The 16,865-nt window shown below is 68.7% G+C and carries 11 protein-coding genes; 5 read left to right on the top strand and 6 right to left on the bottom strand.

All coding sequences use genetic code 11. The features are described from left to right. Window positions 1–81: 81 nt before the first annotated feature. Window positions 82–1,197: a tRNA 2-thiouridine(34) synthase MnmA gene (gene mnmA / locus GX414_09215; protein ID NLI47274.1), complete on the bottom strand. Its 1,116-nt coding sequence runs from the start codon at window positions 1,195–1,197 to the stop codon at window positions 82–84. A gap of 192 nt (window positions 1,198–1,389) precedes the next feature. Between mnmA and GX414_09210 the strand changes: the two genes are divergently transcribed. Genes GX414_09210 through hemL form a run of 3 tightly spaced genes read left to right on the top strand, consistent with a single transcriptional unit; the run spans window position 1,390 to window position 4,512 of the window. Next, entirely contained in the window at window positions 1,390–2,223 is an 834-nt protein-coding gene (locus tag GX414_09210; GenBank protein ID NLI47273.1) for a uroporphyrinogen-III synthase, read from the top strand. Further along, window positions 2,220–3,197, top strand: a complete 978-nt coding sequence (gene hemB / locus GX414_09205) for a porphobilinogen synthase (protein ID NLI47272.1) — start codon at window positions 2,220–2,222, stop codon at window positions 3,195–3,197. Before GX414_09210 ends, hemB begins: the two co-directional genes overlap by 4 nt. A gap of 10 nt (window positions 3,198–3,207) precedes the next feature. Then, entirely contained in the window at window positions 3,208–4,512 is a 1,305-nt protein-coding gene (hemL, locus tag GX414_09200; protein NLI47271.1) for a glutamate-1-semialdehyde 2,1-aminomutase, read from the top strand. Window positions 4,513–4,595: 83 nt separating this feature from the next. Here the strand turns inward: hemL and GX414_09195 are convergent, their stop codons facing one another. The 5 genes from GX414_09195 to GX414_09175 form a co-directional block, all read right to left on the bottom strand. Continuing rightward, a complete protein-coding gene (locus GX414_09195; GenBank protein ID NLI47270.1) occupies window positions 4,596–5,831 on the bottom strand; it encodes an FtsX-like permease family protein in 1,236 nt (411 codons plus the stop codon). A gap of 26 nt (window positions 5,832–5,857) precedes the next feature. Beyond that, window positions 5,858–7,183 carry an HlyD family efflux transporter periplasmic adaptor subunit gene (locus GX414_09190; protein ID NLI47269.1) on the bottom strand — a complete coding sequence of 442 codons (1,326 nt, stop codon included), beginning with the start codon at window positions 7,181–7,183 and terminating at the stop codon, window positions 5,858–5,860. After that, a complete protein-coding gene (locus tag GX414_09185) occupies window positions 7,180–9,603 on the bottom strand; it encodes an HlyD family efflux transporter periplasmic adaptor subunit (protein NLI47268.1) in 2,424 nt (807 codons plus the stop codon). The genes GX414_09190 and GX414_09185 overlap by 4 nt, the downstream gene beginning before the upstream one ends. Before the next feature lie 167 nt (window positions 9,604–9,770). Continuing rightward, complete coding sequence (locus GX414_09180; protein NLI47267.1) at window positions 9,771–10,739, bottom strand: hypothetical protein; 969 nt, start codon at window positions 10,737–10,739, stop codon at window positions 9,771–9,773. A gap of 97 nt (window positions 10,740–10,836) precedes the next feature. Next, window positions 10,837–11,028: a hypothetical protein gene (locus tag GX414_09175; GenBank protein ID NLI47266.1), complete on the bottom strand. Its 192-nt coding sequence runs from the start codon at window positions 11,026–11,028 to the stop codon at window positions 10,837–10,839. Between the two features lie 212 nt (window positions 11,029–11,240). Between GX414_09175 and GX414_09170 the strand changes: the two genes are divergently transcribed. Together GX414_09170 and GX414_09165 are read left to right on the top strand one after the other, a co-directional pair. Then, on the top strand, window positions 11,241–14,705 hold the full coding sequence (locus tag GX414_09170; protein ID NLI47265.1) for a protein kinase: 3,465 nt from the start codon (window positions 11,241–11,243) through the stop codon (window positions 14,703–14,705). 41 nt (window positions 14,706–14,746) lie between these two features. Beyond that, complete coding sequence (locus tag GX414_09165; GenBank protein NLI47264.1) at window positions 14,747–15,793, top strand: GNAT family N-acetyltransferase; 1,047 nt, start codon at window positions 14,747–14,749, stop codon at window positions 15,791–15,793. The last annotated feature ends 1,072 nt before the right edge of the window (window positions 15,794–16,865 follow it).

Raw genomic sequence — 16,865 nt, 5'->3', positions numbered from 1 at the left:
CGGCGCGGCCGGACCTACCATAGCACGGGGACCCCGGCCAGGCAATTGATTTGTCAACGATTGGGCGTGCCGCGGGGCCGCTCAGGCGGATTCTGGTTCGATCCGGTAAATCCAGCCGCCGCCTACCACGACGTCGTCCCAGTAGAAGACCGCGGCCTGGCCGGGCGTGATGGACGGCTGGGGCTCCCGGAAGGTTACTTCGGCGCCGTTGTCGCCGCAGGGCCGAATCTCCACCGCGGCTGGCTGGAACCGCGACCGGATCTTCACCGTGGCATCGATGGCCTCGTCCAGCGACGGGATGGCGATCCAGTTGCAGCGGGTGATCCGGAAGCGACGGGCGTAGATGTCCTCCAGGCGGCCCACGACCACCTGGTTCAGAGCGGGCCGGAGCCCGATCACGTAAGTGGGGTAGCCGAGGGCGATGCCCAGCCCCCGGCGCTGGCCCACTGTGTAGCGGTGGATCCCCTCGTGGCGGCCCACCACCGTGCCGTCCTTGAGGACGATGTCGCCGGGCGGAGCGGGCGCATCCAGCTTCTCCTCGTCCACGAAGCGGTTGATGAACCCCGCGTAGTCGCCGTCGGGCACGAAGCAGATTTCCTGACTCTCCGCCTTTTCGGCCACCGGCAGGCCGGCGGCGGCGGCCTGGTCGCGGATCTCCCGCTTGGTCAGGTCGCCCAGCGGGAACACCACATCCCGGAGCTGCTCCTGGTCCAGGTCGAAGAGGAAATAGGACTGGTCCTTCTGCATGTCCCGCCCCCGGAGCAGCAGGTGGCGCCGGGTGATCTCGTCGAACTGGGTGCGGGCATAGTGACCGGTGGCGATCCGGCGGATTCCCAGACAGTGCGCGAAGCGGCGAAGCTTGGAGAATTTGATCAGCGTGTTGCACAGGATGCAGGGCGAGGGGGTGAGGCCCTTGAGGTAGGTTTCGACGAACGGGGTGATCACGCGCTGGCGGAAGTCGTCGCGGTAATTGACCAGGTAGTGCCGGATGCCCAGGGCGGCGGCCACGTCGCGGGCGTCCTGATAGTGGCGGTGGGAACAGCAGGCCGCCTGGCCGCTGGCCGGGGCCGCGGCCGGCTCCTCGAACAGGCGCATGGTGACGCCCACCACCTCGTAGCCGGCCTGGAGAAGCCGGTGCGCCGCCATGGAACTGTCGATGCCGCCGCTCATGGCGACGAGGATCTTTTCTTTGCTCATTCGCTGGCCGTGCCCCGACGAAATCGTGAAATCGTTCCCATTCCGCCCTATTGGACGAGTACAGGCGGGCGGTTGATTCAAAAAATGAGCTGCCGAGGCCGGGTCGGCATTGGCGCCCCGGCGATCTTCTGCTACAATCGGTTGCCGGCGGTGGCCCCGGGCCACCGCCGCGTGCTTCGGGCAGGAGCGGATATGTCTGCAGCCGGTGGCCCCCTGGCGGGCCGGACCATCGTCATCACTCGGGATGAAACCCGGGCGGCCTCCCTGCAGACCGAGTTGGCGGCGCGGGGGGCGGTGCCGGTGCTCTGTCCCGTCGTGGCCATCGGCCCGCCGGACTCCTGGGCTGAGGTGGACGCAGCTCTGGCCCGGTGGGACCGGATCGAGTGGGTGGTGTTCCCGTCGGCCAGCGCGGTGACGCACCTGCTGGACCGCATGGCCGCGCGCGACCTGGGCGGGGACGCCTGGCACGGCAAGCGGGTGGCGGCGGTGGGTGATGCGACGGCGGCGGAGCTGGCGGCGCGCGGCATCGCCGTCGCGGCCGTGCCTCGCCGGCACACCGGCGCCGAGCTGGCCCGGGTGCTGCTGGCGCGCTATCCCCGGCCGGCCGGCGAGGCGCTCATCCCGCGCTCGTCCCGGGCGCGTGAGGAGCTGGCCGAGCGGCTGGCCGCCGGCGGGTGGCCCGTGCGGACGGTCACGGCGTACGCCAACACGCCGGCCGAGCCGGGGCCCGACATCCGAAGCCGCCTCGAATCGGCGGACGCAATACTGTTCGCCGCGCCCAGCGCCGTCGAGGGATTTACCGTCGTGGCGGGGGCCGATTATTTTCATCGCCACCCCGGCGTCCTGGCCGCGGCCATCGGACCGGTCACCGCCGCCGCGCTGGCGAAGCTGGCGCCGGTGGCGCTGGTTGTGGCCGAGCCGCACACCTCGGCCGGACTGCTGCGATCCCTGGAGCGCTATTTTGCATCGAACCGCGCTGGCAAGACGTCCAGCCGCGCCCATCTTTCCGGAGGCAACCATCCATGAGTTATGAATTTTTCCGATTCCGCCGCCTGCGGCGCACCGACACGCTGCGACGCATGGTACGGGAGACCGTCGTGCTCAAGGAGGACCTGATCTATCCGCTGTTCGCGGTGCCGGGCCGCGGCGTGAAAAAGGAGATCACCTCCATGCCGGGCGTGTTCCAGATGTCGGTGGACGTGCTGGCCGAGGAGTGCCGCGTCGTCCGCGACTTGGGTATTCCGGCGGTGATCCTGTTCGGCATCCCGGAGAAGAAGGACGAGACCGGTTCCTCCGCGTGGGCCGCCGACGGCATTATCCCGCGGGCGATCGCCGCGGTGAAGGCGCAGGCGCCGGAACTGGCGGTGATCACCGACGTCTGCTTTTGCGAGTACACGTCCCACGGCCACTGCGGCGTGATCCGTGACGGCGACGTGGCCAACGACCCCACCGTCGAGAACCTGGCCCACCAGGCGCTGGCCCACGCCCGGGCGGGCGCCGACATGGTGGCCCCGTCCGACATGATGGACGGCCGGGTGCTGGTCATCCGTCGCACCCTGGACGCCAACGGCTTCACCCATCTCCCGATCATGGCCTACTCGGCCAAGTTCGCCTCGGGCTTCTACGGGCCGTTCCGCGAGGCGGCCGAGTCGGCGCCCCAGTTCGGCGACCGGCGCTCCTATCAGATGGATCCGCCCAACGGCCGCGAGGCGGTGCGCGAGGTGGCCGAAGACGTCGCCGAGGGCGCCGATATCGTCATGGTGAAGCCCGCCCTGGCCTATCTGGACGTCATCCGGGCCGTACGCGACGAGTTTGACTTGCCCCTGGCCGCCTACAACGTGAGCGGCGAGTACTCCATGATCAAGGCGGCCGCCCACCAAGGCTGGCTGGACCACGATCGGATCGCGCTGGAAGTGCTCACCGCCATCAAGCGCGCCGGCGCCGACCTGATCCTGACCTACTTCGCCAAGGATCTGGTTTCCCGCGGACTGATCCGCTGAGGAGGCGGTCATGGACCAGACACGCAGCCGCGCCCTCTTCGCCGAAGCCCTCCGGTGCATCCCCGGCGGGGTTAATTCGCCGGTGCGCGCCTTCGGATCGGTGGGCGGGACTCCGCCCTTCATCGAGCGGGGCGCCGGGGCCCGGCTCTGGGACGTCGACGGCAACGAGTATCTCGACTTCGTGGCGTCGTGGGGACCGCTGATCCTCGGACACGCGTACCCGCCGGTGATCCGGCGGCTGGAGGAGGCGCTCGGCAAGGGCACCTCGTTCGGTGCGCCGGTGGCGGTGGAGCTGGCGCTGGCCCAGGCCATCTGTCGGCTGGTGCCGTCGGTGGAAAAGATCCGGCTCGTGAGTTCGGGCACCGAGGCCACCATGAGCGCCATCCGGCTGGCGCGCGGATTCACCGGCCGCCGTAAGATCCTCAAGTTCGAGGGTTGCTACCACGGTCACGCCGACGCCTTCCTGGTGAAGGCGGGCTCCGGCGTCGCCACGCTGGGCATCCCGGGCTGCCCGGGGATTCCCGCGGAGGTGTCGGGGCTCACCCTGACCGTTCCGTACAACGACGCGGCGGCGGTGGCCGACATGGTCCGGCGCGAGGCGGCGGACCTGGCGTGCGTCATCGTGGAGCCGGTGGCGGCGAACATGGGCGTGGTGCCTCCGGCGGACGGCTTCCTCCCCTTCCTGCGCGAGATCACCGCCGCGCACGGCATCCTGCTGGTGTTCGACGAGGTGATCACCGGCTTCCGGCTGGGGCTGGGCGGCGCGCAGGCCCACTACGGCGTGACGCCGGACTTGACCACGCTCGGCAAGATCATTGGCGGCGGCCTGCCGGTGGGCGCCTACGGCGGCCGGTCGGACGTCATGGCCCACGTCGCCCCCGAGGGCCCCGTTTATCAGGCGGGAACGCTCTCCGGCAATCCGCTGGCGGTGACCGCCGGCCTGGCCACTCTGGAGGCGCTGGAGCAGATGGAACGGGACGAGGGCCTGTACGCGCGGCTGGCGCGGCTGGGCGACCACCTGGCCGACGGGATCCGCCGCGACCTGGAGCGGCTGAACCTCCGCCTGACCCTGAACACGGCGGGCTCCATGGCCACGCTGTTCTTCACCGACGGCGCGGTGCGGGACTTTGCCTCGGCAGCCCGGTCGGACACGCAGCGATATGGCCGCTACTTCTGGGAGATGCTCCGACGGGGGATCTATCTGGCGCCGTCTCAATTCGAGGCGTGCTTTGTTTCAGCGGTGCACACCGAAGCCGATCTGGAGCTGTTCCTGAGGGCCAACTACGAGGCCCTGAAAGTCGCCTTCGAAAAGTAAACAGTAATCGGTGAACGGTGAGATAGGCGGGGGCCGATGATGCCTTCCGTTCTCACCGTTAACTGTTCACTACTCACTGTTTACTATTCGTGGCGCAGAGCCTCGATGGGGGAGATCCGGGCCGCCCGCTGGGCCGGATAGATTCCGAACACCAGCCCGACGGTGCACGAGACGCCCACACCCAGCAGGACGGACCACACCGTGACCACGGTGGCCCAGCCGGAGTAAACCGACACGATTTGCGCGATGCCGAACCCCAGCGCGATGCCCAACAGCGACCCTCCGGCGCTCAGGCCCACAGACTCGAGGACGAACTGGCGGCTGATGTCGCGGCGGCGCGCGCCCAGCGCCCGGCGCAGCCCGATCTCGTTGGTGCGCTCCAGCACCGAGGCAAGCATGATGTTCATGATGCCGATGCCGCCCACGAGCAGCGAGATGGAGGCGATGGCGCCCATCACCACGTTGAAGATCTGCTGCGTCTGGCGGTTCTGGGCCAGGAGCTTCTCCGGCACCACGAGATTGAAGTCGTCGATCTGCCGGTGCATGCTGCCCACCATCGAGGAGACCAGCGCCGCCTGGACGGCCAGGTCGGCCCCCTCGGGGATCTGGATGACGATCTCGTCGAGTTCGTTGGCCACGGGATCGGGTTCGAACTTGGCCGTGTAGGCGGCCAGCGGGACGTAGATGTCGTTGCTGGGGTTCTCCAGCTTCACCCCCTCGAACTCGTCCTTCTGCAGGTACTGGTCCGCCAGCACACCGACCACGGTGAACCACTCCTCGTTGATCTTGACCGGTTCGCCGACGGGATCGTTGACGCCGAACAGCTTGCGCCGCGCGGTGGTTCCCAGCACGCAGACCGGGTTGGCCTTGGCCTCGTCCACCGGGAGGAAGAAGGTGCCGGCCAGGAGCTGCAGGCCCATCGCCTGGGGGTAGAGGGCGTTCACCGCCAGCACGCGGGAGTCGCTCTTGCCGAGGCGCGAGAAGATCTGGTAGGTCTTCACAACTTTCTTGCCCACCGCAAGCGAGCCGTCGGGCAGGGCCTGGCGGAGCGCCGCCACGTCGCGGCGGCTCAGGCCGGGCGAATCCTGGCGGATGATCTTCTGCTCGTTGGGGGCGAACTCCTTGGCCTTGACCATGATGTTGCGCAGGCCCATGTTGCGGATCAGGGTCAACGACTCCTGCTCGGCGCCGGCGCCGATGGCCAGCATGGAGAGCACGGCCGCCACGCCGAAGATGATCCCCAGCATGGTGAGCGTGGTGCGCAGCTTGTGCCGGAACAGGTTCTCGAAGGCGACTTTAAACGATTCGCTGATGAGCATTCGGTTGACTCCCTGCGGGCTGCCGCCTAGCCGATGACGATGAAGCGCCGCCCGGTGGTCATGGTGGTGGCGGCGTTGAAGTCCGGCAGGTGGAGCTGTTGCTTTTCGTACGGATGGCGCAGGGCGATCACGTCGCCGTCCCGGACGCCGTCGAGGACGAAGAAGCCGTGGTCGCTGTCGACGATGGTCACGAGGCGCTCGCGGTAGCCGTTGCGCGCATCGCGGACATACACGAGAAAGCGGTTGTCCTTTTTGATCACTGCGCACTTGGGCACCACGAAAGCGCCTGCCTGGCGGGCCGTCTCGATCTCCGCCGTCAGGCGCAGGCCGGGCTTGAGGCGGGGGAGCACGTCGGCCGGCACGTCGAGGGCGATCTCGCACTCGAAGTACTTGCGGGGATCCTCGTCGACGATCTGCTCGGCCACCCGGGCCACCTTGACCACCCGGCCGGTGAAGGCCTGGTCGGGCAGCGAGGCGATCCGGACGCCGACCGGCGCGCCCTCCTTGACGCCGGCGATGCTGGCCTCGGCCACCTGGATCTTGCCCTTGAACGAACTGAGGCTGGCGATGTCTATGAGCGGTTGTCCCGGCCAGACCTCGCCGCCCACTTCCAGACGGTGGAACCAGCTCTCGCGGTAGATGACCACGCCGGGCACCGGGGCCCGGATTTCCAGCGACGAGAGAATCTCTTCAGCGGACTGGACCTCGGCCTGTGCCCGGTCGCGCTCAATCCCCAGAATTTTTTGGTCGGCCTGGTTCAGCGTGCCGCGCAGCTCCCCCTTGCGGGCGAGCACGCCCTTGCGGTACTGGGCCAGGGCGGCGTTCATGATGGACTCCTGGATCTCCCAGCGCGAAAAGATGTCCTCGTCCTTGCGGATCTGCCGCTGAGCAAACGCGTACTCCTGGTCGGCGCCGGTTTGGTCCAGTTCCACCAGCCGGGTGTCGGTGCGGGCGTCCTGGCTGTTCTTGTCGAGGCGGTGGTCGTAGCCGGCGACGGTGTTCCGGTTCTGCTCCAGTGCCAGGGCCGCCTCGCTCCGGTCAAAGCGCACCAGGGTGCCGCCGGCGGGGAGCAGGGTTCCCTCGGGGACGAGCCAGGCGATCTTGAGAGACCAGCGGGAACGGCTGCGGGGGCTGGGAGTGTTGATGGGGACGGTATCCAGTCCCGTGAGCGTCCCCTGGGCTGGCACCACGACGCGGTATTCGCGTGGCTGGAGACTCAGGGTGGGCACCGGGTCGTCGTCCGCCGGATGCAGCCACGCGGAGATCCGGCGGCTGACCGGTCCGCCGAACAAGTAGCCGGCGGCCGCCAGGGCGGCCAGCACAGCGGCGGTGATGAGCAGCTTCTTGGTCAATGGGCGACCCTCCCCTCCGCGCGGCCGCCGTTGGCGGCCGCGGCGGACGATTCCACGGGCCGGCTGGCCACCCGCTCGCCCGCCTGGAGGCCGCGGGAGACGATGGCCATGAGCCCGTTGTTCCGGCCCACCGTCACCTCGCGCCGCTGGGGCCGGCCGTTGCGCTCCACCCACAGGTAGGAACGGCCGCCGGCGGTTTCGATGGCGGCCAGCGGCACCGCGAGCACGTTCTGGAAGTGGTCGATCTCCACCTCGAGGCGGGCGGCCATGCCGGGGCGCATCCGCTGGGGATCGACCGTCTCCAGCTTGACCGTGAAACCGAGGGACTTGATGGGCCGATCCGGGGGGCCGGCGGTCAACGAGTCGGCGATCTGCGTGATCCGACCGCGGAACACCTTCTCCGGGATGCCGTCAAAGGAGACCGCCACCGGCAGGCCGATGCGGATCTTGTTGGAGTCCACTTCGGCGACCTGCCCGCGGACCACCAGGGTGGAGAGGTCGGGCAGCGAGATGATCGTGTCCATCATGAACACGTCGCTGCCCACCTGCTTTTTCTCATTGTTCCAGTCGGTCTTGTGGATGACCACGCCGCCGATGGGGGCGGTGACCTCCAGGGCGGCCAGGGCGGCCTGGTAACTCTGGACGCGCTCCTGGTGGAAGCGCTGCTTGTCCTGCAGGAGGCCCAGCTCCAGCCGGGCGTTCTCCTGCACCGCCGCCAGCTTCTTGCCCAGCATGGCGGTGCGGGCCTTGGCCAGTTCCAGCTCGTACTCGGCCTCCTGGACCTTGATGGAGGACTCGAATTCGCGCACGTCGAGGAGCTTGCTCTGGGCGCGCACCTCCTGGGTCTTGGCCTCTTCCAGTTCCAGCTCCAGGTCCTTGACCGCGGACTCGCGGGTGGAGCCGGTGCGCAGGATCTCCTGCCGGGCCTTGTCCAGCTCGGCGGTCTCGTCGCGCAGGTAGCGGAAGATCTCCGACGGATCGAACTGGACGAGGAAATCGCCCGGCCGGACCTGGATGCCCTCCTCAGCCAGCCGGATGATCTTGAAGCGCCGCACGCGGGGCAGGGCGGGCGGACCGATGTCCACGGCCTTCTCCGCGACGACCTGGCCCGAGCCGGCGACGGTGAAGGCGAAGTCATCCCGCTTCACGCTCAGCCACTCGACGGCGGCGTCGGCCGACGCGCCGGCGGCGTCGGCCGCCGGCAGCACCTCCTCTCCGGCGCGGATGTCGCCCCGGACGGCCGCTTCGGTGGCGTTGGCGTCCAGCACCTCGATGGGGACACGGCGCGGCGGATCGCCCGGTCGCCGGAGAAACGCCTCGCCGCGGCTGTCGATGTGGACGGCTGCGCGCGGCACCACCAGCGCCCCGGCCCGGGTCACGGGCACCCGGATTCGGGCGGTCATGCCCGGTTTCATCACGGCCGGGTCGGGCCGTTCCAGGGCGATCTTCATCCGGAACGACCGCAGTTGGGACCGGAAGTTCCGGGTGCTGGCCGCGTCGCTGAGCTGGGCCACCCGGCCGCGGAAGGTCCGGTCCGGGATGGCGTCGAGCACGATCTCAGCGGGCAGGCCGAGGGCCAGTTGGAGGAGGTCGGTGTCGTACACGCGGGCATCCACCTGGAGCGTGTCGAGGTCGGGCAATTGCAGGGCCGCGGAGCCTTCGAAGATCTTGTCGCCCACTTGGTACTTGCGGCTGCTCTCCCAGTTGTCCGCCACCTGCACCAGTCCGTCGACGGGGGCGGTGATGGTCATAGCGTCGATTTCGGCCTGGATCTTGCGCAGTTCGATGTCCGCCTGGTCGAACTGCAGCCTGACCACCGCGAGTTCCGCGGCGGACGTCCGGGCCAGGTTGCCCAGCCGTTCCTCCACTTTGGCCAGTGCCAGCCGGGCCTTCTCGAGGTTGTACTGGTAGGTCTCGTAGTCAGCCCGGGGCAGCAGGTCGGAATCGAGGCGGGCATAGAGCTCGGCCACCTTGACGTTCTTCACCGCCGCGGCCTGTTCCAGCAGCAGGTCCTGGCGGCGGCTTTCCAGGTCCGCCTCTTTCTGGGCCACCTGGACCCGCGCCTCCTCGCGCTTCTTTTCCAGGTCCAGCCGGTCCAGCTCCAGGCTCGACGTGTCGAACCGGACGAGCACGTCGCCCCGGCGGACGGACGCGCCGTCGGGGACGATGAAGGAGATGGTCATCCCCCAGATCCGGCTGGCCGGGGCATGGACGGTGATGGCCTGGCTTGTCTCCAGCTCACCGGTGAAGGTGAGGGGCTTGACGAAGTCGCGCGACGCGACGACGCAGGTCCGGCGGGCGGGTGCGGCCCCGGCCGCAACCGCCAGCGCCAGCGCCAGCAGAATGGCCGCGTGGCGCGCGGCGCGTCTCCGGCCGCCCGGGCGGCGGTGTCCGGACTCCTGAATGCGAATCGTCTTCAACGGTGGATGCGCCTCCCCATGGGATGAAACACAAAGTAGTACGCAGCCGTTCCGGCCAGGTTTCAAGAAAACCGGCCGGGCGCACGACACCGCCCGCGGTCATCCGTGACGGGAATCCGATGGGAATGAAGCGGCTGCTCCCGGTGACTTGCGTCCGGATGCCGCCATCAGCCCCCGGCCCGCCGGCTCTGGAATTCCGCCGCCAGCGTCTGCCGCAGGCTGTCGAGGCGCCGGGTCACATCGAGCTCCGCCTGCCGCAACGCGTCCGCCCGATCGGCCAGTTTCCGGTCATCGGTCTGGTCCGTGCGGTTTTCTTCGGCCGTCAGGCGACTGCTCCGGACGGCGTGGGCCTGCCGGAACGCCGTGCGGTGCAACGCGTCGGACCGGTCGATGGCCGACTGGCGGATCTGGTAGGCCTGGCCGAACGCATCGTCGCGGATCTTGCGGGCGCTGAGGCGGGCGGTGGTCCGGGTGTCCTCGGCGCGGCCCTGCACCTCGGTGCGCAGCTGGGTGATACGCAGGTCCAACTGGGCCCAGAAGGCGTTGGCGTCATCGCCCTCCTTGCCCGTCGCCTCGGCTTCCGCCTGGCTGCGCAACTGCTCGATCTGCCCGTCCAGTCCCTGCAGGATCTCTTCGGCCTGGGCCAGGCCGAGAGACTCGATGGAGGCGGCGTCGCCTTCGGCGCGGCGCACCAGATCGTCGGCCAAGGCAAACGCCTTGCTCAGGAAGCTCTCGGCCTGAGAATGCATCTTCTCGATGAGCTCCTCGGACTGGCGCACCGTCGGGGCGCCCATGAGGGCCGACGTCTTGCCGCCGACCAGCCGCGCCATGGCCACTTCGGCGTCGAGCGCTTCCTTCTCCAGGCTCAGGGACTCGGTGAGCAAATTCTGGAACTCGGCCAGTCCCGGCTCCCCGCGGCCGGCGTCCGGCGCGGCGGCGGACGACTCGGCTCCCAGGAGCGATTCGGCCGTAGGCACGGTCGGGCTGCCGGTGACGAGCTGGTCGGCGAACGTCCCGACGGCAAGAGGCGCCGCGCCGTCAGGGAGCGTCGGGGCGGCGTCCCGGGGAGCGAGGGCGTCCGGCTCCATCTCGGGCAAGCCGGCGCCGAGGGCATCGGTTCTGCCGATTGAGGTCATGGCGGTCCCCTCCTGATGGTGAATGCCGATGGTGTGTACGCCATCATGATACTACTTATCGGGCCCATGGCGCAGTTTGTTGCCCGTTCTGTGCACGTCATTCCAGGGGGACCGCCGAGACCGCGCTGAGGAACTCGAGCGGCTGGTCGCCGAACAGTTCGAACACGACAATTTGGGATTCCGGCGGCCCCGCCAGCAGGATGTAACCGCCGAAGATGGCCGTGAGCCCGGGCATGAGCTGGTCGAGGAGGAAGACCTGACGCTCACCGGCGGCGGTGTCGAGGACCATAGTGTCCTGCAGGATGCCGAATTGATCGAATGCGGAGACGGTGATGACGCACGCCTCGGTCCCCGTGTTCAGGCAGGCGATGCCTGTTGGATTTGGCTGGTGAGGGCATGCCAAAAGAGAAGTGCCGTTACACTGGCAGATCCTTGACCCGGGCGACGGATCGCAATAAGATGCCCATCAGCGCACGGCACATCCGGAGACAGGGCGCGCCAATGGTTGACACGAATAGCGGGCGACATGGGGACAGCGGGCGCGCGGCGGCGATCGGCTTCGTCTGCCGCCGGTTGATCCGCTCCGCTGGACTGGCATTGGGCGTTGCTGCGGCCGCCGGTCTGGCCGCCGGGCAGTCCGATGGGCAGGCTCCCGCCCGCCTGCGCTTCCAGCGCCTGTCCATCGAGCAGGGCCTGTCCCAGAGCAGCGTCCAGTCCATCGCCCAGGACCCGCTGGGCTTCATGTGGTTCGCCACCGAAGACGGACTCAACCGCTACGACGGCTACGCCTTCACCGTCTACAAACCCCGGCCGCTGGACGCGGCGTGGCTGTCCGACACCTACATCAACGTCGTGGCCGTGGACGGCGCGGGCGTCCTGTGGGTGGGCACCTACGGCGGCGGGCTGAACCGCTTCGACCGCCGCGCGGGGCGCTTCACGGTGTTCCGGCACGATCCGGCCGACCCGGCGAGCCTGAGCGACGACAACGTCACCGCGATCCTGGCGGACCGGCACGGCACACTGTGGGTGGGCACGGCGCGGGGGCTCAACCGGTTCGACGCCGCCACCGGGCGGTGGCGACGGTACCGGACGCAGCCGGACCGGCCCCACAGCTTGCCTCATGATCGGGTCACGGCGCTGGCCGACGACCTCGACGGCAGCCTCTGGGTGGGCACGGCCGGCGGCGGCGTGAGCCGGCTGGACCCGTCCACCGGGCGGTTCCAGCAAGTTTTCCCCCGGCCGGGCGAGACGGTGGACGCCGGCGCCGCCCAGGTGCTGGCGCTCTGCCTCGACCACGCGGGCGCGCTGTGGCTCGGCACCGACGGCGGCGGCCTGGGCCGGCTGGACACGGCCACCGGCCGGGTCATCCGCTACCGCCACCGGCCGGATGATCCGGCCAGCCTCGGTTCCGACACGGTGCGAGCCATCCTGCGCGATGCCGACGGCGACCTGTGGCTGGGCACCGCCGACGGGCTGGACCTGATGGATGCGGCGCGCGGCGCCTTCCGCCATTTCCGCCACGACCCGGCCGACAGCCAGAGCCTGGCCAACAACGAGGTGCTGGCCGTCCACCAGGACCGTTCCGGCCTGCTGTGGGCGGGCACGCTGGGCGGCGGCGTCAACAAGTTCCGAAAGCGGGAGAAGTTCACCGCCTACACGCGGTCGCCCAACGATCCGGGGTCGCTCGCGGCCGCGGTGATCTTCGCCTTCGCCGAGGACGCCGATGGCGCGCTCTGGGTGGGGACGTACGGCGGCGGCCTGGACCGCTTGGACCGGCGCACGGGGCGCATCACCCACCACCGGCCCGACCCGGACCGCGCCGACGCGCTGCCCGACGGCCGCATCCGCTGCCTGGCGCGAGGTCCCGACGGGCGTCTCTGGATCGGCACCGCCGAAGGCGGCCTGTCCTGCCTGGATCCGACGAGCGGCCGGTTCCACACCTGGCGCCACCAGCCGGGCGATCCGGCGAGCCTCGGGGAAAACATCGTCCGCTGTCTCGGCTTCGACCCGCAGGGGTACCTCTGGGTGGGCACGGTGAGTGCCGGCGTCCACCGCTTCGATCCGGCGACGGGGCGCTTCACGCGCCACGCGCACAACCCGGCCGATCCGGACAGCATCGCCGCCGGAACGGTCCGCGACATCTTCTGCGACCGCGCCGGCACGATGTGGCTGGGCACCGACAACGGCCTGTGCCGGTTCGACGCGGCGCGCGGCGCCTTTGTCCGCTTCACCAGCGACCCGGACCGCCCCGACTCCCTGAGCCACCCGCGGGTGTTCTGCATCCACGAAGACCGGCAGGGCATCCTGTGGCTGGGCACGGGGGGCGGCGGGCTGAACCGGTTTGATCCGGCCACGGGGCGGAGCCGCCACTACACGGAGCGCGACGGCCTGCCCAATAACCTCGTCTACGGCATCCTCGAGGACGACCGCGGCGCCCTGTGGCTGAGCACCAACCGGGGCCTGTCGCGGTTCGATCCCGCCGTCGGCAGCTTCCGGAATTACGACGCGAGCGACGGCCTGCCGAGCAACGAGTTCAACGCCGGCGCTTACTACCGCACCGCCGCCGGCGAGATGTGCTTCGGCACCATCGACGGCTTCGCCGTCTTCCATCCCGGTGCGGTGCGGGACAACCCGTTCGTGCCCCCCGTCGTGGTCACCGCCTTCCGCAAGTTCGACCAGCTCGTGGCCGCGGACCTGGCGGCCACGGGCGCCGCGCTCGAGCTATCGCACCGCGACAACTTCTTCGCCTTCGAGTTCGCCGCGCTGGACTTCCACAGCCCCGACAAGAACCGCTACGCCTACAAGCTCGACGGCTTCGACCGGGAGTGGGTCCGTTGCGGCGCCCGCCGTTACGCCAGCTACACGAACCTGCCCGGCGGCGACTACACGTTTCGGGTGCGCGGCTCCAACAACGACGGCGTCTGGAACGAGCGGGGCGTCGCCGTGGCGGTCCGCATCCAGCCACCGCTCTGGCAGCGGTGGTGGTTCCAGGCGCTGCTTGGGGCGCTCTTCTTCGTGCTGTCGGTGGTCATCTACCGGGTGGGCCGAAAACTGGTGACGTACTTCCACTACTGGCGCCGCAGCCACTTCGTGGGCCACTACCGCATCCTGGAGACGCTGGGCCGCGGCGGCCTGGGCACGGTGTACCGCGCCCGCGACCTCGTGGACGACCGGGTGGTGGCGCTCAAGGTGCTGCACGAAAACGCCATGGACGAGACGGGCCGCCGCCGGTTCATCCAGGAGGGGCTCATCTGCGAGCGCATCGATCACCCGAACATCGTCAAGGTGTACGACCGCGGCGAGCACGCCGGCCAGTGCTACTATGCCATGGAGTTCTGCCGCGGCGTCACCCTGCGCGCCCTGATGACCGACGGCCGGCTCACGGTGGGGGACGCGCTGGCCGTGTTCCTGGCGCTGGCGGGGATCGTCCGGGACCTGCACGCGGCGGGGATCATCCACCGGGACATCAAGCCGGAAAACATCATGCTGCTGGACTCCCTACCGGGCACGGGCCGGAGCGGCCGCACCCTGCGGCTGCAGGACCTGGCTCGGTCCATCAAGATCCTCGATTTCGGGGTGGCCAAGATCCTGGACGCCCAGTCCATGACCCAGACGGGCACGTTCGAGGGGACGCTCTACTACCTGCCGCCTGAGTACCTGAGCGGCAAGGTGAAGGCCGGTTGCGGCATGGACTACTACGCGCTGGGCGTCGTGCTCTACGAGATGCTCACGGGCGCCAAGCCGTACCGCGGCGAGGGGTCGGTGGAGCTGATCTACGCCATCCTCTACGGCGAGACGCGGCCGCCCCGCGAGGTGCGGGCCACGGTGCCCGAGGCGGTGTCGGCGTTCGTCATGGAAGTGATCCACAAGGATCCGTCGCGGCGGCTGGCCGACTTCCCGGCGATCCAGCCCCGCGTCGAGTCGCTGCTGCAGCTCCTGGCTGCTCGCCCCGCCGATAACGAGTGACCGGATCAGTTGCCGGACCGGTGAATGGTGGACGTCATCCGATGCCGCAGGTGAGACTGAACCGCTTCACATTTGAGCGGCTGGCGGCCGACATTCTGGCCGGCGGCGGGTTATTCCAATTCGAAGCCCACGGCCACAGCATGGCGCCGGCGGTCCGGGACGGGGACGTCCTGACCCTGGAGCCGGTGCGGGGGGCGGACGCGCACGTGGGTGACATCGTATTGTACAGGAACGACCACGATCAGCCGGTAGTCCACCGCGTGGCGGTGCGCGCCGATCGCTCCGGCTCCGTCGTTCTGACCATCCGCGGCGACGCGGCGCCCGGCGCGAGAGAAGCGGTGCCGGCGGAGCGGGTGCTGGGCCGGGTGGTTCGGATTCAGCGGGGCGGTCGGGCGATCGGCCTTCACCGGCCGCTGCTGGGGGGGATGGCCCGCCGGGGGATCCGCACGGCGTATCTTGATTATGCCTGGTGGGGGCGCGCGGCGCGGGCCGTTGCCCGATCCGCTGTGGGCCGTGTGCAGCGGCTGCGCTTCTACCGACGCCTGGCCGGAAGCATCCTGGGCGGGAGCATCCGCTGCCGTCTGGCGACCATGGCGGATGTCGGCGATCTGGCCAGAATCTATGGCCACTCCATCTTCACTCAGGATGATCACCCGTCCGCCCAGGATGATCACCCATTCGCTGAGAATGATCGCTCGACCGAGTCGTCCGGCCCCGACACGGCGGGGCGCCGGCTGGTGCTTGTCGCCCAGGCGGGCCGGCGCATGGCCGGAGCGGCCATGCTGATCCGGCCCGCCGACCAGGCCACCTACCCCGACTGGTGGATCTTCAGCATGTTCGTCCGGCCCGTCTTCCGCGGCGCGGGGATCGGCAAGGACCTGGTCCGTCTGGCTCTCGATCAGGCCGGGGCGCATGGCGGCGAACGGGTGCACCTGCTGGTGTTCGAGGAAAACCGGCCGGCCGTCGAGCTGTACCGCAAGATGGGCTTCCGGCCGTCCGCCCTGCCGGTGTTGAGCCGGCAACTGGATGAGAGAGCGGCGCGCGAGGGCCGCCGCCGCGTTATCATGACCCGCGACTGCCCGCGGTGAGTGCCGGGTGCGGTTCTCGACGCGGGGCGGATCAGGTCTCATCACCTGTGGGTTGCGGGAATCCAAAGCGCAGACGTGTCTGCGCACTCCAAACAGCGATGCTTCCGAAAGTGGATGTGCGACGGCAGGATGGTCTGGAGTGCGGCGGCATGACGCCGCTTTGGATGGCGCGGGATGCGCCCGACAGGATCACGGAGTGGAGGTGGTCCCGTTTGACCAAATCCCTTCTTCTCCTTTTCCCCAGGGCTTAGCGCCCGCTTCGCGGGAATCCAAAGCGCAGACGTGTCTGCGCACTCCAAACAGCGGTGCTTACCAGCGTGGATGTGTAGCGATACTCCCACCGGCACGGTACGGAACATCCTGCCGTCCGTTCAGGCTACTGCGCAATGCGCCTCCGGTGCCCCCGCCCTCCCCCACGTGATCCGTCGCATGGATCCCGCCGCGCGAGCGGCGGCGGAGTGCAGCCCGGACCGAAAGGTCCGGGGAAGCGAAGGGTGCGAGAGGGCAGCCAGCTCCGCAGGAGCGGGGTAAGTCACAGCCGGGGTAAGCCGCAACTGGCGGTTGATCAATGCCCCAACCCGAGCCCGGCGCCCGGATTCCGCCGCCGCATGCGCGGCTTTCCCGTCCCGAAATTATCCCGGCCACCCGGGCCTTTCGGCCCGGGCTACATGCCGCGGCTGCTGGCGCGGCCCGGCCGCGTGGAGCCACGATCCATCGGCTCACCCGATGTCACGGCCGGAAGCCGCGAGGTGAAAATGATCGGGGATGAACGGGCAGGCTGTGATGTGATCCGGGCGGATTCCTCAATTGCAGGTTCCATCGGAATTGTCACAATGCGCACCGCGGGAGTGTTTTTTGACATATGGACATGACGATCGTGACAATGTTCAGACAACCGCATGGGTTTTGTAACTTTTTGAATAATATGCATCACTGCTGTCCGGTTAAAACTTGAATGATTTCTGTGGGTTAGGCGATTGTAACAGGTTGTCATTTTCGTTATCATTTGCAAACAACTCATGTACAAGAACTTTGCTAAAAAGGTGCACGCTGAAAACCTGGAGCATTCGGG

The sequence above is a fragment of the Acidobacteriota bacterium genome, assembly GCA_012517875.1.
GTDB lineage: Bacteria > Acidobacteriota > JAAYUB01 > JAAYUB01 > JAAYUB01 > JAAYUB01.
The sequence above is the reverse complement of the archived record's forward strand: the minus strand, read 5'-3'. Positions and strand labels throughout refer to the sequence as shown.